This window comes from Vibrio sp. CCB-PB317, assembly GCF_022808245.1.
Lineage (GTDB): Bacteria > Pseudomonadota > Gammaproteobacteria > Enterobacterales > Vibrionaceae > Vibrio > Vibrio diabolicus.
Genome location: NZ_JALGNU010000002.1, coordinates 1,340,357 through 1,363,929, shown reverse-complemented (window position 1 = coordinate 1,363,929; position 23,573 = coordinate 1,340,357). Strand labels below are relative to the sequence as shown.

The 23,573-nt window shown below is 43.9% G+C and carries 13 protein-coding genes; 11 read left to right on the top strand and 2 right to left on the bottom strand.

Annotation, left to right across the window (positions count from 1 at the left end):
• Positions 1-703 precede the first annotated feature (703 nt).
• The 3 genes from MTR11_RS15130 to MTR11_RS15120 all read left to right on the top strand — a co-directional run bounded on the left by MTR11_RS15130 (position 704) and on the right by MTR11_RS15120 (position 8,391).
• Positions 704-2,455, top strand: a complete 1,752-nt coding sequence (locus tag MTR11_RS15130; RefSeq protein WP_243327975.1) for a hypothetical protein — start codon at positions 704-706, stop codon at positions 2,453-2,455.
• Positions 2,456-2,527: 72 nt separating this feature from the next.
• On the top strand, positions 2,528-3,652 hold the full coding sequence (locus MTR11_RS15125; RefSeq protein ID WP_151515697.1) for a Tricorn protease domain-containing protein: 1,125 nt from the start codon (positions 2,528-2,530) through the stop codon (positions 3,650-3,652).
• Positions 3,649-8,391, top strand: a complete 4,743-nt coding sequence (locus tag MTR11_RS15120; RefSeq protein ID WP_243327974.1) for an OmpA family protein — start codon at positions 3,649-3,651, stop codon at positions 8,389-8,391. The genes MTR11_RS15125 and MTR11_RS15120 overlap by 4 nt, the downstream gene beginning before the upstream one ends.
• A 125-nt stretch (positions 8,392-8,516) precedes the next feature.
• Here MTR11_RS15120 and MTR11_RS15115 read toward each other — a convergent pair whose 3' ends face one another.
• Complete coding sequence (locus MTR11_RS15115; protein ID WP_243327973.1) at positions 8,517-10,148, bottom strand: sigma-54-dependent Fis family transcriptional regulator; 1,632 nt, start codon at positions 10,146-10,148, stop codon at positions 8,517-8,519.
• Complete coding sequence (gene tssH / locus MTR11_RS15110; RefSeq protein WP_243327972.1) at positions 10,135-12,813, bottom strand: type VI secretion system ATPase TssH; 2,679 nt, start codon at positions 12,811-12,813, stop codon at positions 10,135-10,137. Before tssH ends, MTR11_RS15115 begins: the two co-directional genes overlap by 14 nt.
• Positions 12,814-13,267: 454 nt before the next feature.
• On the opposite strand from tssH, the gene MTR11_RS15105 reads away from it, so the two are divergent.
• From MTR11_RS15105 to tssA, 8 genes are all read left to right on the top strand, one after another.
• On the top strand, positions 13,268-13,786 hold the full coding sequence (locus MTR11_RS15105) for an Hcp family type VI secretion system effector (protein WP_005373415.1): 519 nt from the start codon (positions 13,268-13,270) through the stop codon (positions 13,784-13,786).
• A gap of 72 nt (positions 13,787-13,858) precedes the next feature.
• The gene (gene tssI, locus MTR11_RS15100; RefSeq protein WP_005373412.1) at positions 13,859-15,937 is read left to right on the top strand and encodes a type VI secretion system tip protein VgrG; all 2,079 of its coding nucleotides are present in this window, start codon (positions 13,859-13,861) and stop codon (positions 15,935-15,937) included.
• A 2-nt stretch (positions 15,938-15,939) separates the two neighbouring features.
• Entirely contained in the window at positions 15,940-16,422 is a 483-nt protein-coding gene (locus tag MTR11_RS15095; protein WP_064376245.1) for a hypothetical protein, read from the top strand.
• A gap of 111 nt (positions 16,423-16,533) precedes the next feature.
• Positions 16,534-17,853 (top strand): hypothetical protein, encoded by a 1,320-nt coding sequence (locus MTR11_RS15090; RefSeq protein WP_243327971.1) that lies wholly within the window; start codon positions 16,534-16,536, stop codon positions 17,851-17,853.
• On the top strand, positions 17,834-18,826 hold the full coding sequence (locus tag MTR11_RS15085) for a DUF2169 domain-containing protein (protein WP_243327970.1): 993 nt from the start codon (positions 17,834-17,836) through the stop codon (positions 18,824-18,826). Before MTR11_RS15090 ends, MTR11_RS15085 begins: the two co-directional genes overlap by 20 nt.
• Positions 18,819-19,763 (top strand): hypothetical protein, encoded by a 945-nt coding sequence (locus MTR11_RS15080; RefSeq protein WP_243327969.1) that lies wholly within the window; start codon positions 18,819-18,821, stop codon positions 19,761-19,763. Before MTR11_RS15085 ends, MTR11_RS15080 begins: the two co-directional genes overlap by 8 nt.
• A 237-nt stretch (positions 19,764-20,000) precedes the next feature.
• On the top strand, positions 20,001-22,001 hold the full coding sequence (locus MTR11_RS15075) for a serine/threonine protein kinase (protein ID WP_243327968.1): 2,001 nt from the start codon (positions 20,001-20,003) through the stop codon (positions 21,999-22,001).
• Complete coding sequence (tssA, locus tag MTR11_RS15070; protein ID WP_243327967.1) at positions 21,988-23,556, top strand: type VI secretion system protein TssA; 1,569 nt, start codon at positions 21,988-21,990, stop codon at positions 23,554-23,556. The genes MTR11_RS15075 and tssA overlap by 14 nt, the downstream gene beginning before the upstream one ends.
• Positions 23,557-23,573: the final 17 nt, after the last annotated feature.

Here is a 23,573-nt window from a genome sequence, read left to right as displayed (position 1 = left end):
GCCTTTATTGATAAGTTACTCGAATTAATGAATCGTCTTAATACAAGGCTGAATAACTATAATAACTAGGCCAATGTTGCTTTTAGGTGTGTATGACGTGATTGTGATGGGCGCTCGGTAGGTGCTGTGGTGAATGTGTCGCGTTGAAAATCTTTTTAAATATTATATATTTACGCTCGTTTCTATACTCTGAGTATAGTGTTCTGCATGAGGTCGATGGGTAATACCTCGCCTCTTTAACTCGCGATGAAGCAAATTTAATCCTAGCAAGCTTCAGAGCAGTTACTTTTGTGAGTGCGTAATGCGCTCACCTTTTTATTTAAACTTCCTCAGTAACAGTCAATTTGTTGTTTGTTGCTGAGGAGGGCACCTCATAAACTTCTGAATTTCCTCGTGCTTACCTGAAGCGCACGTTACTACGATTTTTGTTAACTTCAGTCCATAAATTAAATTTTTTTAGATAGTAAGATTTTACCATTTTGACAGAGTGGGTGATGTTACTGGCTTTTATTGTGGTTAAATCGCATGTTTTGATAGTAAAAATTACCATTTTTTTGGTGTTTTTGATTTCGGGCGATTTTTCTATCTCGTTGAAAATAAATGGCTAAGTAAGTAGGATACGCAGACCAAATCGTACTTGTAAGCCTTATCAGCTTAATTGTCACCGCAGCCATATTTACGATGTTGGTTGTGGAGAATTCAAATGCATTTAGTTTGCAAATTTATACCTAGCTCGAAGCTATCCTCCAACGAGCTATCTTATGTTCTTACACCGGACGAGTGTATAGGACAGCTTTCGCGTTTGCGAAATTCAGATGACATCCTTAGAAACCTCCCTAAAGAATTGGCGCAAAAGATTTCCATCTCTGCCAAAAAAACGACCAGCGCATTGCTAGCTGCTATAAGAATCGAATTGGGAAAAGGCAATTGGGTGTCATTATCTACCGTTGCTCGTCGGTCGCCATTGACGGACTCTCAGCTGCAAAGCTTCCCTAGACTTAAAACACTCGTTGACTCTGTATCTGCTTCGAATGAAAGCAAAGCTTTTAAAGCAGGATACAAGCAGGTTACCGAAGATGTTGCTTTAGTTCGTAGTTACACGCATGTCCCCTCTGAGCCAAGTCCAGATCAAAAAATCGTTGTCGAGTTTGCAGGGCAGTGGTCTAGCAACGCGGCATGTTTGATGTTGGGAAAAACCGAAGCTCAAAAAGAAAAAGTCACAGTAGGCAAGGCTGATACAGAAAACAAACACCGCAGCCTCGCGACATTTAAAGATCTCGAAGCTGAGGGCAAAACGCTTTACATCAAAATCCCTTGCACTGACCAGCCTCAGCCAATTTTGCTTAAACTCGCCGAAGACCTGCAACCCGTTGATAAAGAAACTCAGATGGATGAGTGGGATAACGTGTTGGTGCCTGTGGTTCCGCTGCACTTCCCTAGTAGCGATAAATCAGATGAAGCTGCAGAAGTGTTTACATCAGGCTACGTGTATGTTGTTTGGAACAATAAAATTTGGCGCGAAGTGGCAATTACGGAAAATGGTTACTTTTCAGATACGGACATTAATAGTGTTCGTGAAGGCTCTAGACGCAAAAGGCACGCCGATATCTATATGACCAATCCTGAAACAGGCGGTGTTTTCGCTTATGAGCCTTTCCAAATCGTGCAGAACGGCAAGGTGGTAAGTGAAGGCTCTTTGAATGGTTCTGGAGAGGCTCGAGTGTTCAACTTAGTTGAGGAAGAAGTTGAGATAGTCATGACCGGCTATGAGCCACAAATCAAAGAAAAGATTGAAACAAATTTGAGCCCTATTAATGCTTCTAGCCCAGTGAAGCGGAGCGCGCAAGGTTACCCTCTCCCGCATATATGGCTTCCTTACAAGATTAAAGGTGAGCCTCAAGAAGTATATTTGGCTTATAACAGTAAACGATTGAGCGAGAGTGAACTATCTGAACTAGAGAGTGATCCCGGAACCAAGGCCATAAAAGTCACTGCTCTTAACACTTACAGCAGTGAGAAAAGCTTTAAAATTGGAGACGGTTCTGTTCGCCTGCTCTCAGTATTACCAAGTGCTGCGACCTCAAAACCTGAAAAATACGCAATGTTACGAAGCCAGGTAAATAAAAATGTAGCGGTCGTGTATTTACTTAAATCTGTCGAGATAGTTTTCGAATATCCGGGCTATACGACGCTGGACGAGTCAGATGATTACTTTGAGTTAAGGCAAAGCGATGGTGATTGGTCGCAGCGAGTGTGCTTGCGCCAATGTATAAAAAAAGAGAATGGTTCTAGGTTGATTCGTTTTACTGGTTGGCCTGCAGAGGTTAAAGAAGTGGATCTTCTCCGTGGTTATCAGGGCAATAGTCATCACGGAAGAGATAATAAAACGGTCATTTTTGCTCAAACACCCATTGCGGATTTACTGGCTTATAAGAAAAAAGATCAGACAAGTTAACAAAACAACTTATTCGGGTTGCGTTGTCACACCATTAAACGCGATCGAGAAAGATAACGAAGAGAATATAAGATGAATCTACGTCATACATTATGCTTGATTACTTTAGCGGTCTTATCTGGCTGTAATCAAGAATCGGCCAAGGAACCTGAACAACACGCGCCAAAACCTCAGACGGTTCAAGACCGAATCGCAGAAAAAAATGCTCAACAGTGGGAAGATGGTCGTGTTTATATCACAGAAAACAATTACGTTATTTATGACAAAGAGACGGGTAAACCTAAACACTTTATTTTTAAAGCTAAAGAATGGCCACGTGAAGATCTCACCAATGAAGGCTCTTATGATTTACCACGTGTAGTGTTTCGTTGGGATAACGCCCGAAATGAAGCGAAAGACCACTATGATCAAAGGGATAAAGTGTGGAGTATCAAAACGGATGGGACAGACTTACGTCTGGTCGCAGATGAGTTTGTTGGCAAAGTTCGTCTAATGCGTGTCTCTCCAAATAATCGCTACTTGGCTTTGGCCTATTCGGCCTCAGAAGGGATGTTTAAAGTAATTAAAGATCTTAAGACGGGTGAGTATATTGAACTAGGTCGTTCACGTGGCTACCCAGAGTTTCTATGGGCAGAAGACAGCAGCTATCTTTACTACGTAGACAAGTTTAAAGACTGGAAGTACACCTTAGCGACAGGCGACAAACAGCAAGTAGACACAGAGTTTAATGAGTACTCCGTGATTTATGATGGCAAGCGTTATATGGTCGATGAATATGGGGTTGGTGTCTTTGATGAGCGCACGGGAAAGGAGCTTTACTCGATAGTGCCGGATAGTTCACGTTCTGCAGATGAAGCCCGTTTTCGTAAGAAATCAATTAGCCCAACGGGGCGCTATTCTTGGGCCGAAACTAGAACGCACCGTTATCTTATTGATACCCAAAGTAGAACCTTCCAATCAGAAGAAATCGTACCGCGAGCGGTAGGTAAACTGCGCTATTTTGAGATTTTGAGTAAAGATGCGAATTATGCTCGGGATGGAGCGGCACGGGCCATCCTCAGTAAACTAAAAGAAAATAAAGAATTTGGTTCTTATTTAAAATGGGAGCAAATAGGGACGGGCCACAGTGCCAGTAATTCTTCTCTTTACAATGCCTTTGCCAACAATGGTGATTTTGTTAAAGGGGATGAACTGTGAGCACTCATGATACCTGTAACGCGATACCTTTGCGTGCCAATTACTATTTGTTTGGTGCTTATTTTCCTGCTACTCAGGAGGGTAGAAAAAACGTCTATCCAACTTGGCACGAAGAGCCTAGCTTGCTTAAAAATAAAGACGTGACTAATCTTCGCCCTTTAGCGAAAGTGCCGATGCTTAACGTCACCGATAGCGATAGGCCTAAGCTTTGGGCTACCGACCATAAATTTAAGTTATGTTCACTGGGTAATGGAAAGCCCGATCAATATGGGACTTTTGAGGTTCTGACACCAGAGCACACAATTCATGCTTTAGGTAGGGATCTACCCAAAGAGGGTGAGCAGACCTTCACTTTCCGCTTTCCGCCCTTGCCTTTAATAGCTTCACTTTCTGAGTTAAACCCCAAAGAGTTAGCTACAAAAGTTGCAGAGTTGAGTAGCCAGTTGGAAAACAGCGAAGCAAAACTGACCTTGACAGAGATCAGCATTGAACAATTGGCTAAGCCTTACGAACCAGCTGCGAACGGGGGGCTCAGCGAAGAACAGGCAGAATATAACAAGTGGTATGAAGATGTAAGTGAATCGGGAGAGACACTAAAAGGCTTCGTTTTACCTGTTGTGGCGAGTTGCGCTGTAGTTTTTTCTGATCAAGGTTATGAAAGTGCGACGGTTACTTTGCAAAAATTTGACTCAACCAAAGAAGGTGGGGAATACAAAACAATAGGTTCTTCAGTACAAGCAGCATTACCTGAAGATGAGCATTCAGAAGAAAATGCTAAGCAATACCCATGCGCGATGTTTCACGTTGATCCTGCTGATTTTAAAGAAGGCTTATACAGTATCCGTGTTGAATTTATTCCAAGCCAGATGAAAAATGGCGTTCCACAGTTCATTAAAGACGCTCATATTCAGCAATTTTCTGAAGGCTTAGATACAGTCTACACTTACGAGCTACGTGAACAGATTACCTTTTCTTCAAGCACTCCGTTAGGGAAATTTGCTATTGTCAGTGGCGATATGATCTCCCTTGAGGAATCCTTGATTTATCAATACCCTCAGTACTTTGGAAATATGAAACATTACCTTCACGGTAATGTACAAGGTGCAACTGCCAATACGCCAGCTTCAAGAAGTATTGCGTTACTCAAGAATATCCGAGATGTGTCTGCTCAGCTAGGAGCAGGGCTGCTGAGCGGTAGCTTGCAAGACACTTTAGACCGTGATGGCCGCCAAGCGGTGTTTAATAACGTCTCGAAACTGTATTGGGATGCAGTTAAGTCCGAGATGCCGCCTGCGATGAAAGCGGCGGGCGAATTGTATTACGGTATTTACAGTACGAAAGAAGCGCTTGATAAATTGCAGGAACTCCACAATCCAGCTATCGCGGGTATTGGTTGGAAGGCGCTATTTCACGATAAGGTTTTTAACACCAATGAAGCTCGGGCAAGCGCACTAGCACTTTCTTTAGAATCACGTCTGGGTAACCGACGTGTGGTTGCCGGGCGAGTTGCGGAAGCTTGGCTTTCTGGTGGTAAAACCGTTGGTTTTAATGGCTTCGGAACGGGATTGACAGCACTTAGTTTGTATAAAAAAGCTAAACAGCTGGTTAATCAAAATAAAAAGGTTGATAAAGCAGAGCAAGGAACAGAAGAAGTTACAAAAGACTACCTTGCTCAAATTCCAGTTTGGAAGACAGCTAACCATATCCAGGAAGAAAAACTAGAACAGGCTTTAAAAGATGCGCGTGATCAATCTGGCAATCAGATTGACGCCATTCTCGTAAATAGCTCTAGAGGCGCAGGAATAAAAATAGAATTTGCCTTTAACTCGCGTGAAAAAGAGTTAAAGGATCATGCATCTATATTTAAACAGCTTGCTGCTTCTCTTGCCAACGTTTTAGAGAATGAGCCAAACCTTAGAGTAGAGATAGAAGGGCATGCTTGCCAAGTCGGTACCGAGAAAGCAAATATGCAGGTCTCGGCAGAGCGCGCAGAATATGCGAAAAAACTGCTCATGAAGGAGTTCCCTGTTTTTGAAGGTCGTGTTTCGGTAGCCGCTTTTGGTGAAAGTAAACCTGTCTATGTTCCCAAACAAGGTGAAAAAGTCGACCGCAACAACCCTAATCTAAGACAAAACCGTCGGGTTGTAATCCGTATTTACCTGCAATCCCTGAACATATTCTTTCATCCCAGTCGCTATGGCTCGCATGCAATGGAACGCTCTAGGCTTGCTCTAGAAGCTGAGATGGTTGCGCAAGATAAAGCAGAAGTCGCACTGCGAATGGCGATTTTTGACAGTGTCGTTGACGTCGCTTCCTATATTCCTGCTATAGCTCCTGCGGCAAGAGGGTTTATGCTTGCCATAGAGGGGTCAAAGACAGCAATATCTGCGGTGAAAGTGATTGATAGTTTAATGTTGGACTCCTTCCTAGAAGAGTTAAAGCAAAGCCATGAGGTTGTCAGTGAGCTTGAAAGGCTAGCAAAAATACATATCGAGTTACTTAACGATTTGCGACGCAGTAAGGTAGATGTAGGTATTGAATGTAGGTCTTATCAGGAACTCATTACTCACCTTGAGAGCGAAGAAGTTCGTAAGGAGGTGTTAAAACGCTACCAACTACGAGCGCTTGCTATTAATGGCTTAGTGTTATTACTTGCTGACCTAGGATCTCAAACCAAACGGAATTCTAATATCTCGTTTAGGTTTTTGGTTGAGCGTTACAAGGTGAAGGAATACATTGAGAATTACATTTTGAGCGATGATTGGTCTGTACATACGATCAAAGGAAACACCTTAGCGGCTAACTGGAAGAACCGTTGTGATAACGAGTACTACATCGAATTATCGACAAATATGCCACAAGGTGCACAGCATTGGCCTGCTCCAATAACAACTAATAGCAAAGTTTCTCATCTCTCTATAACCGAAAACAGGGATAGCCTTAAAGCGGCAGGTGCATTTAATCAAATCTTCCCGATACAAACTATGTTGTTTGAACATCCAAATGAAACGATGTTTGATAACTTTACCGAGTCATTTAACCCGCAGGGAAGTGAGTTAAAGAAAGATGAAATCGGCTATTGTCGAATACTAGTTCAGTCAGCTCGCTATGCTGAAAGTGATGAACCGGAATGGATGTCATACGATAGTTGGATTCAGCAATCTAGCAACAGTCGTCTAGGTCCATACGATAAAGTGAAAGTGCAGTTGGTACTTAAAAAAGAAAACAAGTATGCGAAACCAGTTACTATTGGCTACGATCGCGTCGACGGGCTCGAAAATATTAAAGGCCCAGCTTTCAGTGACTGGATGTTGCCAATGAAGGTTAGTGACTTCAAAGCTGATCCTGATGGGCGAATAAGTGCTTTTTACAAGCAACAGGGGATTGATGACGGCGCTACGTTGATTGCTATTGAGCATATTCCCTCATTCCGCTTCGGTGATGTGATGATCGACGGTATGAAACCAATGACCTCTAAAGCAAAGCTAATATTCTCTGATGCAATGTTCAGTATGGCAGTTTCCGGAGCAGCGATATCGGGTCAGCCAAGCGACTATTTTGCAGAAGCGGATTCCTTTAAGCGCTATGTAAAAGGCGGAGGCTTCCAAAATATGCGTTACTGCTTGGGAATTAGAACGAATCAAGGGCAACATAGTTTTTACTTACCACAAGAGTACAGTCTGGGGCAGAAGTTTGATGATGCCGAAGATGAGTTGCAAATTGGCGCTTTAAGTACAGAAACTAGACTGGTTTTGCTTGATACCTATTTGGGAGAGCAGCAACTGCGTCTACGTGAACAGGACCTTATGGTAGAGAGCTTTACCTTAATGGCAAGTGAGGGAGACAAAAATACCATCCCTATACTTCATGGCATTAAACAGCAAGTGGTGGCTATAGACACCAAAGCGTCTGGTTTGAACTTTTTCAGTGAAAGAAAATGGTACCAATCGGCTGATAATATCTGGCGTGATGGTTTCTCATGGGGAAACAAAAAGAAAGACGATCCTGCCAGTATTTATGTACTGATTTTGGGTGAAAGTCATGAAAAAGCACTTTATGAACGTTTGGGTATGTCGTGGGAAGCAGTGAATATGTGTATTCAACTGGCGCTCGACGGAAATGATGGTAAGCCAGTTAAAGGTCCTCTTTACTTCACCGATATGTATCATATTGGTGAGTTTGTTCATAAAAACGAAGAGTGGATGTTTACTGAATCTATTTCAGAAAACCATCGAGAACAAGTTGATGCCATGAGTGAGTTTATAGGTGAAGCAGTAAGCAGCCTCACTAAAGAGAATGAGCTATCTAAGAGCAAAAGCTATACGATGTACTGCATGAGGTTTAACTTGGAATATGTTGCACCAACGGGAGTTAGGTTAAAAGGCCTAAGACCGTTTGGTGGTGTAATTGGTGGTAAAGCGAACTTGGAGCTTTCGGTTGCTCATCTAAAACAAGTCGGATTAAATGGAGTTGATGACTATGATATTGGTCGTGATGCTGTAATTTCTATTCCTTCTTTAAATGCGGATAGTGCTTTGGCAGGTAATTTCTTTAGTGATATGCCTTGGCTAATTGAGAAAGAGTCGACAGAGGAAGGCGTAGACAAGTCTGCGGCTGAAACTTGGAAGCAGTACAATGAATCTCAACGCAAGAAATGGTTGAAAAATTGGATTGAGAAACAACCTGCGGTAACTCAAGCACCCAAGTCCTTGGAAAAGTCACTTGATAACCCTTCCTAGATGCAAAAAAACCGCCTTCGGGCGGTTTTTCTTCTCTTACCAACGGAAACTGAAGTAAAGTTTTCTCGCTTCTCGCTTCTCGCTTCTCGCTTCTCGCTTCTCGCTTCTCGCTTCTCGCTTCTCGCTTAACCAGCTGCAGAAATGTCGTATTTCTTCATCTTATGGTTGAGAGTGCTCATTGGAAGTGCCAATTGTTCAGCGGCCTTCTTGGTGTGCCAATTACACGCATTTAAGCAATCGATGATCACTGTACGCTCGTATTGGCTGACAACGTCCTTAAGACTCTTTGAAGCGTCTTCTAAATCCGCTTGTGCCTGCTGCTCGTAAGCAGGTTGCTCTGGGGTAGGTGAAGCTGCTTTCATGTCGATACTTGGCACACTTTCTGGGATTTGTTCGCCAAACTCAATGTGAGTAATGGTTTCAAAATCGGACAGTAGCACCGAGCGCTCAATGATGTTCTTAAGCTCACGCACGTTACCTGGGTATTGATAGGCAAGGAGCTGTTTACGTACATTGGCACTTAACCCTGGCGCTTGCGGCAAACCTAGCGTGTTAGTCGTGTGTTGCACGAAATGCTCAGCAAGGGGAATAATGTCTGACTTGCGAGCTCTCAATGGTGGTAATGTAATAGGGAACACATTCAAACGATAGAACAAATCGGCACGGAATCCGCCATCTTTGATTTGCTGCATAAGATTACAGTGGGTTGCGGCGATAACGCGAACGTCCACCTCAATCTCTTTGCTGGTACCGATAGGGCGAACTTTGCGTTCTTGCAGTACACGCAGTAACTTTGCCTGCAGTAGCATTGGCATATCGCCAATTTCATCTAGGAAAAGCGTGCCGCCGTTGGCTGCTTCAAACAAACCGACTTTGTCTTTGTCTGCGCCCGTAAATGAACCTTTCTTATGCCCAAAAAGCTCAGATTCCAATAACTGCTCTGGAATAGCCGCACAGTTCTGAACGATCAAAGGCTGTTCTGAACGATTAGAGTTTTCGTGAATGTATTTCGCGATCACCTCTTTACCAGCGCCCGTTTCACCACGCAACAGAACGTCGACAGGAAGAGATAGCACCTTATCAAGACGATTCAAGACATTGAGCATTTCTTCGCTCTCTGCAATAGGACCTTGATAGGCTTTCTGGGTACGTTTTTTGAGCTGAGTGTTCTCGCGCACTAGGGCTTGATTGTCGGCATTGAGATTTTTTATTACTTGCCCGTATTGCTCTAACCACACAGCTTGGCGAATATTACTCGCGGCCATTCGACAAAACTCCGTCAAGGCTGCCTCGTTGTCGATGACGTTCAAATCGAGTAAGACTAACAGCCCAATGGTTTTGCTTTCGCTATCAATCAAAGGCCAAGCCAGTAAGTTCTCGCTTTTTAATCCCAGTGTCTGCTCAGTTTGATAGATGCTTTCGCAGTCATAGCCGTTGTACTTATACAACTCGTTAATCAACACCACTTCACCATTACGAATGGCAAAGTTAAATGGGTCGTTTTCACTGGCTGAGTCTAACTGCAACGCTTCCCAAGGGTGGGAAACGATTGTTTTATCGTTATGGTGAGCGGTACTTGGAATCAACGCCTGGCCAGTCTGGTCCAAAACATAAATGATGCCGTGCTTTGCGAGGGTCATTTGTCTCGCAGCGGTCAACACAGCATCCAACGTTTGGGTAAGCTGGCTGCGATCAGCCAAAGACTGACTGATCGCAAGTAGGGCGTTACTAAGTTCGCTATGGTTAGCTGAACGCATAGGTTAGTGTTCCTTGCTCATCGACAGACACTTCGATTTGCGTATGTGAATCATCCTTGTCATGCACTAATAGCTGAGTCGATAGTTGCGGCAGCAACTGACGGTTGATGACCGCGTCGATATTACGCGCGCCTGTTTCAGCAAGGCGACAGTTACCTAGTACGAACTTAACCAAGCTTTCTTCGTAGCTTAGCGACAACTTGTGATGGCTCTGTAGACGCTGAGAAACTTTGTTCAGCTTGTGGTGAATAATTTCTGTCATTGCTTCATCAGACAGCGGAACAAACGGAAGCACAGACATACGTGCCAATAGCGCCGGTTTGAAGTGTTGGTTCAAAGTAGGGCGAATAGCTTCTGCGATGATGTTTGCATCGATATCTTTTGATTGATGAACCAAAGATTCGATCTCATGCGTTGCAAGGTTACTGGTCATGATGATCAGCGTGTTCTTGAAGTCGATGGTGCGACCTTCGCCGTCGTTCAGCGTGCCTTTGTCGAACACTTGGTAGAACAGGTTCAACACTTCAGGGTCGGCTTTTTCCACTTCATCAAGAAGAACAACAGAATATGGACGTTGACGAACTGCTTCTGTCAGCATGCCGCCTTCACCGTAACCTACGTAACCCGGAGGTGAACCAATTAGGCGAGATACGGTGTGCTTCTCTTGGAACTCAGACATGTTAATGGTCGTCATAAAGCGCTCACCACCAAACATTTGATCAGCAATCGCACGAGCTGTCTCGGTTTTACCCACACCACTTGGGCCAACCAGCAGGAATACGCCTGTCGGTGCGTCTGGGTTACCTAGGCCGGCTTTTGCGGTTTGAATGCCTTCAGACAGTGCATCGATAGCGTATTCTTGGCCTTTGATATTTTGTGTTAGGCTTTCTTTCAGTTTTAGCGTGGTTTCTGCTTCGTCTTGAAGCATCTTACCCATAGGAATACCAGTCCAGTCCGAGATCACGTGGCTGACTTCATCTGGGCCCACTTCAAAGTGAACTAGTGGGTTGCCATTGCGGATTGCATCTAGCTGTTCTTGGCAGGCCGAAATTGCAATGCGAACGGCTTCTTCATCCATTTCTGCATATGGAGAAACGTCTTGCTCTTGTTCTGAATCTTCTTCTGCAACAAGCTCCTCTTCATTTGTTTCGCCAAAGACCAGTTCATGCAAGCGAGAGCGTAGAGCAATCATCTCTTGGATCTGCTCTTTTTCTTTGTGCCATTGCGCTTCTTGTTCTGCTAGCTCTTCTTTCGTTGTTTCCATTGCCAGTTTTAGGTCTGGAATGTTAGCAAGGCTGTGCTTGTCGCCAGTTTGCTGCAGAGCATCACGCTCAAGTGCTTCAAGCTCGCGCTGTTGAGCTGCAAGTTCTTGTTGCAGGGTCTCTACAGAAGCAGGAATAGCATTAAGGCTGATGTTCACTCGTGCACACGCCGTATCTAGTACATCGATCGCTTTGTCTGGTAGTTGACGACCAGAGATGTAACGAGCAGAAAGCGTTGCCGCAGCAGTGATGGCGTCATCACGCACGTAAACGTTGTGTGACTTCTCGTATGCAGGGCGCAGACCACGAATGATCAATGCTGCTTGTTCAGGAGACGGTTCGTCGAGTTTCACCAATTGGAAACGACGCGCAAGGGCAGGATCTTTCTCGAAGTACTTCTTGTATTCCGACCATGTTGTCGCAGCGATGGTTTTGACTTCACCACGTGCTAGAGCAGGTTTTAACAAGTTTGCCGCGTCGCTGCCGCCCGCTTGGTTACCACCACCAACAAGGGTGTGTGCTTCATCGATGAATAGAATGATTGGAGTTGGTGAGTTTTTCACTTCATCCAATACCGCGTTTAGGCGTTTTTCGAATTCGCCTTTTACGCTTGCACCAGCTTGCAGAAGACCCATGTCCAGGCCGTAAAGCTCAACACCTTTGAGGTTGTCTGGTACGTCACCTTGTACAATCTTAAGTGCCAAACCTTCTACTACTGCGGTTTTACCAACGCCCGGTTCACCAACAGCAATAGGGTTGTTTTTACGGCGACGAGCAAGAATGTCCACGATTTGGCGGATTTCTTGGTCGCGGCAGAAAACAGGGTCGATTTCGCCTTTGCGTGCTTTACCAGTGAAGTCGGTTGTGAACTTGCTCAGTGCTGAACCATCTTCACGAGCTTGTGTTTTCTCTGAAGTCGCGACTTGCGCCTCAATAGAGTGGCTTGTTAGCTCTGCAAAGTTACGCTTAAGGCTGTCAGGGTTTACCGCTTCAAGGATAGAGGCGTAACCATGTTGGCCGTAACGGAGAGGGTTGCTAACAAGAGTAAGGAGTAGGGCGCCAGAGCGGATTTGTGTTTCGGATAGATCTAAAGAAGAAACCAGCCAGCTTTCTTGCAACCATTCGATTAATAAAGCAGAAAAAACAGGTTTGCTGCCATTTCCTTTGGCGTTGGTGTCGAGCGTGGATCGAACCGATTGTCTTAATAAGTTCTCAGAACAATCAAAATGACTTAATAAGACGTCAAAATCACTATTTGGCCTTTCTAATAGACTCAGTAAATAATGCTCAATTTGAACTTCGTTTGCTTTTTCAGAGACTGCAAGTGCAGCGGCGTCTTCTAATGCTACTTTTGCAATCGGGTGTAGACGCTGAATTAATGAAGAAAGGTTTATATTTATCATAGCCATTTTATTCTTTAGAGGAAAAGAGGTAGCGGCTATTATACTAAAAGTGATTGCGTTCTTTTTTTATCAAGATATTTTGACTATCGTTTGTTGGTTATTTTTAATGATTATTGTGACATTAATGTTTGTGGTTATTTTAATGGTGTTGTTATTCTAAATTAATTGATAGTAAAAGTGTCGGATTTATTAGTTTTAATGACTTTATTTACACAGTTTTATATGGTTATTTTCACTTTTTAAAGTTAGAACAATTTATTATTATCTTAATCCAACTTTTTGGTTTTTTATCCAATAAATTGTACTCAAGATATTAGTGAATAATGTCTTTTTATTTAAGTTGTTGTTTTTATTCGTTTTTTAAAGTTGGCATGGACTTTGATTATACCAAGTAGTCGCGGTGATAAGCGATTTGGTGATTTAAACAAAACAGATTTTAGAAAAGGAAATAGCGATGCCAACTCCAGCATATATGTCTATCCAAGGTGAGACTCAAGGCCATATTACTAAAGATACTTACTCTGCAGATTCAGTAGGTAACACATGGCAAGAAGCTCACGTTGATGAGTTCCTAGTACAAGAACTTGATCACGTGCTAACTGTTCCACGTGATCCACAAAGTGGTCAGCCAACTGGTCAACGTGTACACCGTCCACTTGTTGTAACTAAAGTTCAAGATCGCTCATCTCCACTACTATTCAACGCACTAGTATCTGGCGAAAAACTTCCTGAGTGTGTGATCCGCTTCTACCGTACTTCAGTTCAAGGTAAACAAGAGCACTACTACTCAATCAAATTGATTGATGCGCTACTTGTCGATATCCAAACTCGTATGAACCACTGTCAAGACGCAGCAACAGCTGACCGCGTGACAGAAGAAGTGCTTAAGTTCACTTACCGTGCGATCGAAGTAACTCACGAAAACTGTGGTACTGCGGGTAACGACGACTGGCGTGCTCCACGCGAAGCTTAATTGCTCATCGCGTAAAGATTCAGGGCCAACGATTGTTGGCCCTAATTCGATTATTTGTATCAGGTAAAAGATATGGTGAATGACGTAGAATTTAAATTTGAAGTGCCTGGATGTGGGCATGAATTTCGGGTTGAGAGCTTTCATGTTCATGAAGAGTTATCTAAGCCTTTCCACATCAATCTCTCATTACTTTCACTTGATCCAGATATCTCGTTCGATGAGTTAATACGTAAAGCAGGAACATTGACACTTTACGGACAAGGTGTTGGGGCTGCGCGTGTGTTCAACGGCGTGGTGAATGAAGTTCGTTACTTAGGGACTGGACGTCGTTTTTCTCGTTATCAATTAGTCTTGGTTCCTCAAGCTTGGTTCTTATCTCAGCGCCAAGATTGTCGTATTTTCCAGCAGAAATCAGCGCAAGACATCATCACAGAAGTACTCGATGATGGGGCAGTCACCGATTACCGATTTGAAGTGTCGGGTACTTATCCTCCAAAAGAATACGTTCTGCAATACCGTGAGTCTGACTTGCACTTCGTGCAGCGTATGATGGCTGAACACGGTATGTGGTATTACTTTGACCATAGCGATTCGAATCATACGATGGTCATTGTCGACAGTAATGACGCGATTGCGCCTTTGATAAGCTCGCCACTAAATGCTTCATACATTGGGCCGATTGTTTATCATGCCGATGGTGGCGGTGTTGCCGATCGCGAACATATCTCTGATCTCGAGTTAGTTAACCGCGTTAGAACGGGACAGGTTACGTACACAGATTACAACTACGAACACCCTAAAATTCCACAAGAGATGACACAGGCTGGCGAGCTCGACCAAGATCTCAAGCAGTTTGATTATCCTGGACGATACGTTGACCCGCTGATGGGTCAGGTGAGAACCACGGAATGGATGTCTGAGCACATTGTCGATAATCAACAAGTGGAAGCAACCAGTGACGTAATGCGCTTAGCATCTGGTTACAGCTTTAACGTCAGTGACCACCCGCGTTCTGAGATTAACCGCGATTACCTCATGTTGTCTGTAATGCACACAGGTCAAGATCCGCAAGTGCATGAAGATGAAGCGAGTGGTATGCCAACGACTTACTACAACCAGTTCTCGTGTATTCCACGTGATGTGGTGTTTAAAGCGCCTAAACTAGCGGCACCAGTAGTGGATGGCCCTCAAACGGCGGTCGTTGTAGGACCAGAAGGTGAAGAGATTTACACCGACAAGCTTGGTCGAGTGAAAGTACAGTTCCATTGGGATCGCTACGGTGATAACAACGAGCATTCAAGCTGTTGGATTCGTGTAAGCCAATCCATGGCGGCGCCAACATGGGGCGCAGTTTATTTGCCGCGTATTGGCCACGAAGTCGTAGTAACTTTCCTTGAGGGGGATCCAGATCGTCCGTTAGTTACGGGCGCAGTTTACAACGGTTTGCATTTCCCACCTTACTCTTTGCCAGAAAACAAAACTCGTACCACGTTCCGCACGCAAACGCACAAAGGAACAGGTTACAACGAGTTGAGTTTTGAAGACGAAGCGAACCAAGAAGAAGTCTATATTCACGCTCAAAAAGACATGTCGACCAAGGTGCTCAACAACCGTTACCGTGATATCGGTCAAGATGAATTCTTGAAGGTTGCACGTCACCAAACGAATGAAGTTCATGGTGACCATAAAGAAACCATTCATGGGCATAAAACGACACAAGTAAACAGTACGTTTACCGAGACAGTCGAGCAAGACGTTACCGTCACATACAACGCGAACGAAGCCCAGTATGTGAAAAACAATTCTGACTTAGAAATTGGTGATAACCGTACGACTAAGATCGGTAAAAATGATGACTTAGATATTGGCGAAAACAGTAACCTTACTATCGGTGCGTCTAAGAGTTCAGATATTGGTGCGGATGATAACCAGACGGTTGGTGGCAATTTAACGGTATCAGTGAAAGGTAACACCGCTTATAAAGCTGATGGTGCAACGCAAATTATCAGTGGCGACAAGATTGTATTGAAAACGGGTGGTTCCTCTTTAGTGATGAACAGTGATGGTTCAATAAAGTTATCAGGCTCGGCTATTACGATCGAAGGCAGTGACAAAGTCGTCGTGAAAGGTGGCAACGTAGTGGTTAACTAACAATGGAAAAACAACCTCTTACAACAGAAGTAATATCAGAGCAGCAAGCCGAATCAACGGCTTGCTTTTCGCGTTTTGGAATAATAGTGGCTATCAATGAGTCTACGGGCAGTGTGCGAGTTGATTTTGATGGTAACCCATTTAAGCAGCCACTCACTGCGAGACTAGGACGTGGCTTTCGTCGTTCTGAACTGCAAATGGCTATCGATAATCGATTAAGTTGTCGAGTTGAGTTTTTGAACGACGACTTAAGCTTGCCTCTTGTGACGGACATTTTCTTCTCCATTCTGGATGACTCTGACGAGTTTGTATTGCGAGCGAAGAAGATGGTTATCGAGACAGAACAAGAGTTGGTAGTCAAAAGTGGTGAGACAGAAACTCGCTATAGCGGGCGCGATGGACGAATTACCACTAAAGCGAAGTACGTCACTTCTCAAGCAGAAAAAGCACAAAAAATTCAAGGCGGAACGATCGCAATTAACTAATTACCTCGCGTTAGCTAATGGTTTTGTGTTAACAAGTCACGCCGAGTGAGCTAATTACTTCGAGTTAACTAATTGCAATCGCGTTATGGCACGCTAATAACGGATAACTAGATGCGACAAAGAATCGGTGTCGAGCACCTAAAGGCACCCATAACCAATCAAGAAGTCGAAGGCGCGTTAGCAAAAGCTGAGCGTGCTGTGAACGACCTTTCCCAATTGCCAGTAACGTGGCTGGATTTCTGTAATGAAAAGCTGTCCATTGCTTCTGAAAGTATCGGGTTTTTAATCAGGCAGCGAGTTCAAATTCACAAAAGGGGTTATCCAAGCCGTGAGTTGGAGTATCTCAAACTTATTGAACGTCAAATTGAAGAACTGAAGCAGGTGTACTTATCGTTTTATCGATTAGCGCCGGGCTTACTCCATCAATTAAGAAGCAAAGAGCCAGAAATCTATATCTGGCTGATGTTACAAGGAGAGCTAGGTTCTGATCTTGATAACCTTTTGTGTGGACTGAGTTTGCTCGAAGATATTGACGCTAAAACTGCAATGGTCGTTGCCGTACAATCTCCGGTTGAATCGATGGATAGCACGCTTTCGGAGCTTATTGAGGGTAATGCGACATCCGGTGCGTTTTACTTTGAATGCTTACGTGTACGTCAAACATTAAGTGTTTCTCTCATCAAGCGCTGGCACAAAGCCAGCATTATTAGCTCTCAAGTTGCTTTGCCACTGCTCGCTTTACAAGACGTAAAAGAGGGGATTGATTGGCTTAATGACAATGCAGGCAGCGAACAATACCTATTTGAACGTTTGATTACCAAACGTGACAGAGGCACTTGGTTCCGTCAGAGCTTTGGCATCGAACCAAATGGATTACCATCAGCGCAAGTGCTCACTTATGCCAAGTTGCTTGAGTTAAAAGAGTTTGAGGCGTTTGATATCTCTTCTTCATTAGCACCTGTTGATTTTGCGCTGGGTGGTGATTGGAAACTGGTACCCCAAATCATCGAGCACTTGGAAAGTCTGGAGGAAGCTGAGGGTGAAATTTGGCTTCAAGCCTTGTATGTCGTCTACGGAAAACTTCTTCCTCTGACTCCGCAAGATGTTGGTGTCGAATATGAATGGGAAGAGATCGTCGATCTTCTCAATGAGTGGGTGGAAGATGAAAAATATATCCAAAATCTACCAAGCCGCTTGGGTTACGTATTGAGCTTCGAGTCTACGTTAGCTGCGATGCAAGATGCTAACGTTGATGTGCTGTTCCGCGATTGGCTATGGCGTCAACTCTGTATTCAATCCAGAGCCTACGTGCCTTGGGATATGGCAATGCCGATTCATCAACAAGACTGGAACTTTAACAATTTAAAGGCCGCACCTTCTGCGAGCGAACGATTCAACTTAAGGAATAGCAATGCAGTTATGGGATATTGAGGCGCACCCTGAGCTATCACTTAAAGGTCGTTTTCAACGTGACGAAAACGGCGATGAAGTCTGGGTTGTGGTCGCCAAACGCACATGGCAATTCGATGGTGTGGTTTGGCACGAATTAGGTGAAAGTGAAATCTTCGATGATCCCCAATATTTGGGCGAAGAAGGCTTCTCTGCGATGAAAGTTGACCACGAGTTCGCGTATACCAAAGAAAACACAGATGTACTTGTTTACGGCAAAGCACGCAGCTACGCGAAAAAGCCAGTGACATACCAAGAGTGTCGCGTGTTGATTGATGGTCATATCGATAAGACTCTCGCTATTCACGGGGAACGCGTATGGGTTGAGCATGCTGGCAGTATCACGCTGAGTAATCCAATCCCATTTATTGAAAAAGACATTGATTACACTTGCGCGGTAGGCGGTGATTTACGTAACCGAATAGGCGGTGGGGTTGCCGATTCCAACAAAGAATTGCTTGAACAGAAAGTACCCTCGGTTTTTTATCCCCGAGAGGACTGGAGTGCCGCCGCGAAAAAACTACGCGTTGCGGGGTTCGGGCCCGTGCCTCCGTTCTTTGAGGCGCGCCAGAAGCTGGCCGGCACGTTCGATGACGATTGGATTGAGAATCGCAAGCCAATGTTGCCACTCGATTTTGATAAGCGTTTCTTCCAAAGCGCGCCTATTGATCAACAGTGCAAAGGCTTTCTTCATGGTGGTGAGCGTTTGATGATGAGTGGCTTCTGCCATGATGACACGCTTTCATTCCGAATTCCTAAAGAGAAATATCGCGCAATCGCGACGTTCAAAGACAACAGCTACCAAGCCGATATGGCGATGTACACCTTATTCGTGGATGCTGAAAAGAAAACCATATCAATCAGTTACACCGCTGCGTTTCCTTGTCAGGGTAAAGAGCATTTGTTGGTGTCGACATCGATCACTAAGTTGGAAGAGGTAAGTGAGCATGCATAATTCAACAGGCCGTTACGTGCTAGGTATGGAAGTGATGACGCCAACCGGTATGAATTTAGATATTGCTAGTGCAGTTTCGTATGCTGATTTAGGAAGATTCGACCAATGTGTAGGGGATGATGGTATCGAGCGTTTTACTTACGCAAAAATCGAATACACCAAAGAAATTGAGCAGTTTGAGAAAACGTGTGAGTTAATAACCCACTTGCTTGATTCATTGTTAGCGCAGTTACCACGTTCATTGAGACCAATACCTTTGCTTATAGCGGTGCCTGCGTCTATTTCACTAGTAAAGGTGCAAGAATGGCTTGGTGAAAGTAACTATGCTGAATTTGTCTCTGTGGTGAATGCCGTTCATGCCAGTGGGCCTAGTTTCGTTCTCCAGGCCATGAAATCATTGGATAAATACGATGCCATGATGTGTATCAGTGTCGATTCCTTGGTGAATTCGATGCAAACACTCATCGACGATGCGATGGTAATGAGTACGAATAATCCATGGGGCGTTATTCCGAGCGAGGGTGGGGCAGGTTTAATTCTTTGCCGTAGAAATACCATAGAGACATTGAAACTTAAGCCTCAAGCGCAACTTGGCTATATTGATACGGAATTAAATACTTCAGACCGAAGAGGTATGTTTCGACTTGTTCAACGTGCGAGTAAAAAGCTCGATTTATTTGGTGAAGTGTATTCCGATATGACGAACCTTCGCATGCACACGGAAGATTACGGCTTTGCTCTGGGGGCTAAAGCAGAACGGTTCACGAATCCAGAACAACCGCAGCTTATTAACGAATTGTGGGGCACATTGGGCAGTTGCTCTTCTCTAGCCTTAATCGCCTTTGCGGTCAGAGATCGCCATTTTAGACAACCAACCACGTTGTTAATGTTTGACTTTCATGGTGACAAGGGGATTCTCCAGTTGCTGCAATGTTAGTAGGCACTCATCGATCAAATGGCAATGAAAATACACTCATATTATTAGGTTTACGTTTGTAACATGAAAAAGCGTATAACTCATGCAGTGAAAGCGTAAGTAAAAAACTCTAATAAGTTAGTAATAATAACTAAAATAATAGGCTTACTGTTTGTTTTAAATACTAGCCTTGATACAAGTATGTTCAAGAAAATATTATTCAACTCTAATAATATTTATTCTATGAAAGAGTACTAAGTGTCTAATAATCAGAGTACAGCCAAAGGATATATCGATCAGTTGGTTGTGAAAGCTATTGAGAAAAAGAAACTGAATGAGCAAAGGCTAGCAGAAAAAAATAAGCCAAAGCTTGAGTACGTGCTTTTTTCACAATTTGATGTATTAGACAAGCTTCCCTCTAAAAATGGTAAAACAACCGTTTATCATCTCGCAAAAAAAGGGCAGCCAGAAAAGCAGATCTGTTGCAAAGTTATCAATGATGATTCGCCAGAATTTGCGAGTAAAATGTTGGTTAACGAAGCGAGTCGATTAGAGCTTTCCCAACATCCTAGCGTGGCTAACTTCATAAAAATCGGCAACGAATTCGAACGCCCATATTTGATGTACGAGTGGATCCAAGGTGAATCACTGGCAGAAAAGATGGAGCGTCACTCTTCTAAAGGTTTCCGCCACGACCATATCGCTTGGTTGGTATATCAACTCGCTGGTGCCTTAGAGTTTATGCACACAAGAGGCATCTGCCATCTTGATATTAAGCCATCCAACGTGCTAGTGAGTGAAGGCGATTACGTTAAACTCATCGATTTCGGTGCTGCTCGTTATATTGGAGAAACGGAACCTTACGCAGAAGCAAGCTTGAACTACGCTTCACCTCTTTATATCGAAACTGGCATCGCGGAACCGCAAGATGATGTTTACTCCCTTGCTTTGCTCGCTGGACATTTATTTTTGGGTTCAATATTTGGTGATACTTGGAATAAACAATTAAAAGACCGAAAGCGTCCTGCATTGATCCCGGCTCATATTTGGAAGTTGTTGAAACAAGTCATCAATAAACCAAGAGGGCATGGCTATACCGCTATTTCTTTCGCCCAGCAGTTAGCACGAATCGATACGCAATCAATTCACTCAAATTCTAACGCACCAATTTTCAGTAGCTTGCGTAATGCGGATCTTCTGCTTACACACTGTAAGTCGAATGATAAAACAGCGTACGGACGCTTCAAACTATTGGAGGCGAGTTTAGTGTTGAGTGTGGTGGCAATGACAGGAAGTTATTTGTATCAGCAAAATTCGGATGCATTGGATGCTGTTTTTGCCAAAGAAACGACACCTTTAAGTCACACAATCACGCCCACAGATACTGCTTCTTTTTTGGCTGAGCCGCCATGGAAAATCAAAGAAGTATTAGCAAAAACTGAGCAGAGCGTTGATACGACTGAAGCCTACCGAGAAGCGTATCGAGTTCAGCAACTAAGCCTTTCGGGTTTATATAATGAAAAACAGACTCAGTTGAAGTCTTACCAAGCTTTAGCTGATGGACTACCACAGACACTAGTGGATTTACGCAAGGAGCTTGTCACGTTGCGAGAGGAACTCGTTCGTGATGGTGCATTGTTTCCCTATGCAGACGAAACACTGACTAAAGTGATGTCGGGTTTGAATGTCGCCTCTGTTGATTCCATGAAAGTATCTGCCATTGCTGGCAGTCGTGATAAGCAGATTGCTCACTTAATTTTAAGCGGTGAAGCTAAGCTCGCAGAAGAAGAAATGAAAGAGGCATGGTTATTAAACCAGTCACAGGCATATTTCTATAGCCAAATCTTACCAAAGAGAGTGATGGAAAATATTAACGACTCCATTGATAAACATGCAGAAGCGCACTTTTATACCAAAGCGATTGAAGAAGCTGAATTAGCCAAAGACTACTTTGGTAATACGCCAGAACTAGAAAAAAAAATAACAGACTTAATCATCGCAAGAAGCGAATTTATTTTGTTTAGTACGGTGATGGAGCAATCCATTTTCGACAAACAGAAATTGCATGAGTCCCTTGCTGATTTAGAACGAAATGCGCCAAGAAAATTTACAGAAATCACAAAAATTCTAGATAGCATGGCGTCGGATGCGATTAATCAGAGTCATCAGTTTTCTAAGCCTGCAAATGGTGCCATTGCCGTAGCTCGTGCATTGAGAGACTACTTGACTGAAGGAGATGCGAATTTTGTCCAACATTGATACTGATCACCTTCTTAAACCGATTTCTGATGAATCTCCTGCGGGTAACGATGCTCGTTACGAGTTTTGCTATGAAATGATGGAAGCCGAGGTAAAAAAGTTCGGTTCTCTATTTGGCGAAACGGTCGACTGGAATGTAGTAAAAACCAATGCGATGGAAGTGCTCGAGCATCATAGTAAAGATTTAAAAGCACTTTGCTATTTAGTACGAGCGCTTGCCGAGGAATCCGGGCTCAAAGGTTTTGAGCAAGGTCTGAAACTGCTTAATGAGGCGTTAGCTTGCTTCGGTAGTGATCTTTACCCGTCACGGAAACGCGGTAGAGACGGTGCGGTGGAGTGGTTGAACCATCAATTTAAATTGATGAGCACTAAGCTTGCGGACAGTGCGCAATCTTGGGAATTAGTTTCAGGCTGTATTTCGGCGATTGAAGAAGTGCAGCGTCAGTACGACGATGTTTACCAAGATTCCGAAGCTGACTTCTTTGAGATTCGCACGCAGCTCAATGTTTTATCTCAACAAGCAGCGGCCGATGACCAGAGCGATGACGCAATAGCTACCATCGAACAAGCGGCACCAGCTACGCAGCCTGCCGCGGTAGAAACGCCAGCACAGAGCGACGTTCAAACCGCTTCAGCGAAGACGGTTCCGCCGGCCCCTAAACCTGCGCCAGTTAAGAAATCCGTAGCAAAAGAAGTCGATGTCGATACAGATTTCTCATCGCCTACGGCTTCAAAACGCACGTTAAAAAAAGTCGCGGAAGTCATGCTTCATGCGAATCCAAGTGATCCGCTGGCTTACCGAATTTATCGTCATCTGACTTGGGATGACATTGATGGTCTACCTGACCACCAAAACGATCAAACGCCATTGAGCTTGGCGGTATCGTCCGATCAACAAGCGGAATACCGCGACAAAGCCAATCAGGAAAGTGACATCGACACGATTAAACGTTTGGAGCGCACGCTAACTGATGCGCCATTTTGGCTCACAGGCCACCATTTCGTGTATTTGATGCTTACTAACTTAGGTTTTGATGACGCAGCACTTGCCGTGAAACAAGAAGTAAAGCGGTTTGTTGAGTCACTGGAGGGCATAGAGCGCCTCTCTTTTAAGAATTCTATACCATTTGCAGATGAAGCAACATTGAGTTGGTTGTCTACTCAATATGCTACTTCATCGGCAGCACAAACTGTCGTACAGACGGTTGTGATCGCTGAAGAAGACTCATTGCTGGTGGAGGATATCACTCTAGAAAATCTAGGGGAATATGCCGCAGAACTCGCCCGCAAACTTGAGCTGGATGGCTCAGGGCGTGGACAGTTCATGCTGTATTTACAATTGATAGCAGCTTACCAGTCTGTTGGATTATACCCGTTGTGTTTGCCGTATCTTGAGAAGGGGTGGGAAGTACAAAATGCGTTTAATCTCGCGAGCTGGGAACCCCACTTATCGTCGCAGTTAGAAGACCTGATTCGAAAAACACTCCATCAGTTATTCAGAAGTAAGGATCTTTTACCTGAGAAGTATGAAGAGTGGAAAGCAATTTATGACTAATTAAAGAGTTAGATAAG

Bases quoted from the DNA above. Each gene is read 5' to 3' on its own strand.
- MTR11_RS15095 (WP_064376245.1), top strand. From the start codon at position 15,940: ATGGAAAAACAACCTCTTACAACAGAAGTAATATCAGAGCAGCAAGCC.
- MTR11_RS15105 (WP_005373415.1), top strand. From the start codon at position 13,268: ATGCCAACTCCAGCATATATGTCTATCCAAGGTGAGACTCAAGGCCAT.
- MTR11_RS15130 (WP_243327975.1), top strand. From the start codon at position 704: ATGCATTTAGTTTGCAAATTTATACCTAGCTCGAAGCTATCCTCCAAC.
- MTR11_RS15085 (WP_243327970.1), top strand. From the start codon at position 17,834: ATGCAGTTATGGGATATTGAGGCGCACCCTGAGCTATCACTTAAAGGT.
- MTR11_RS15090 (WP_243327971.1), top strand. From the start codon at position 16,534: ATGCGACAAAGAATCGGTGTCGAGCACCTAAAGGCACCCATAACCAAT.
- MTR11_RS15125 (WP_151515697.1), top strand. From the start codon at position 2,528: ATGAATCTACGTCATACATTATGCTTGATTACTTTAGCGGTCTTATCT.
- MTR11_RS15080 (WP_243327969.1), top strand. From the start codon at position 18,819: ATGCATAATTCAACAGGCCGTTACGTGCTAGGTATGGAAGTGATGACG.
- tssI (WP_005373412.1), top strand. From the start codon at position 13,859: ATGGTGAATGACGTAGAATTTAAATTTGAAGTGCCTGGATGTGGGCAT.
- tssH (WP_243327972.1), bottom strand. From the start codon at position 12,813: ATGATAAATATAAACCTTTCTTCATTAATTCAGCGTCTACACCCGATT.
- MTR11_RS15115 (WP_243327973.1), bottom strand. From the start codon at position 10,148: ATGCGTTCAGCTAACCATAGCGAACTTAGTAACGCCCTACTTGCGATC.